Origin of the sequence: Limosilactobacillus galli, assembly GCF_947381495.1 — a bacterium.
GTDB classification, from domain to species: domain Bacteria; phylum Bacillota; class Bacilli; order Lactobacillales; family Lactobacillaceae; genus Limosilactobacillus; species Limosilactobacillus galli.
This window is the reverse complement of record NZ_CANCWK010000097.1, coordinates 1-1,114: the sequence shown is the minus strand read 5'-3', so window position 1 is coordinate 1,114 and position 1,114 is coordinate 1. Positions and strand designations below refer to the sequence as shown.

1 rRNA gene is annotated in these 1,114 nt (G+C 48.7%); it reads left to right on the top strand.

Going from position 1 to position 1,114, the window contains the following annotated elements:
- Positions 1–141: 141 nt before the first annotated feature.
- Positions 142–1,114: ribosomal RNA gene (locus QOS10_RS09380) — 23S ribosomal RNA — on the top strand; the annotation flags it as partial.

The following is a 1,114-nucleotide window of genomic DNA, read 5'->3' as shown; positions in this document are numbered from 1 at the left end:
GAGCTTGTACTTTGAAAACTAAATAATATCTAATTTCTTTATTTATTAAAACAATAAACCGAGAACACCGCGTTATTTGAGTTTTATTAACGAAATAATCGCTAACTCAATTAATTGAGATAACCACTAAGTGGTTATCAAGGTTAAGTTATGAAGGGCGCATGGTGAATGCCTTGGTACTAGGAGCCGATGAAGGACGGGACAAACACCGATATGCTTCGGGGAGCGGTAAGTACGCTTTGATCCGGAGATTTCCGAATGGGGAAACCCAAGCACCTTAGTCGGTGCTTGCTTGACCAGTGAATCTATAGCTGGCAAGCGGTAGACGCAGTGAACTGAAACATCTCAGTAGCTGCAGGAAGAGAAAGAAAATTCGATTCCCTGAGTAGCGGCGAGCGAAAGGGGAAGAGCCCAAACCAGTGAGCTTGCTCGCTGGGGTTGTAGGACTGAACATTTGAGTTACCAAAGTGCGACGTAGTCGAAACAGTTGGGAAGCTGTGCCAGAGATGGTGAGAGCCCAGTAGACGAAACGTCACACCCTCAGTTCAGGATCCTGAGTACGGCGGGACACGTGAAACCCCGTCGGAAGCTGCGAGGACCATCTCGCAAGGCTAAATACTACCTAGTGACCGATAGTGAACCAGTACCGTGAGGGAAAGGTGAAAAGCACCCCGGAAGGGGAGTGAAATAGTTCCTGAAACCATGTGCCTACAAGCTGTCGGAGCCCGTTAATGGGTGACGGCGTGCCTCTTGCAGAATGAACCGGCGAGTTATGATTGCATGCAAGGTTAAGGTGGAAAAACCGGAGCCGTAGCGAAAGCGAGTCTTAAATGGGCGTATGAAGTATGTAGTTATAGACCCGAAACCAGGTGACCTACCCATGTCCAGGTTGAAGGTGCGGTAAAGCGCACTGGAGGACCGAACCCGTGTCAGTTGAAAATGGCTGGGATGAGGTGTGGGTAGCGGTGAAATTCCAAACGAACTTGGAGATAGCTGGTTCTCTCCGAAATCTCTTTAGGGGGAGCCTTGAGGTAAAGAATCGTGGAGGTAGAGCTACTGTTTGGACAAGGGGCCCGTCATGGGTTACCAACTTCAGATAAACTCCGAATGCCAT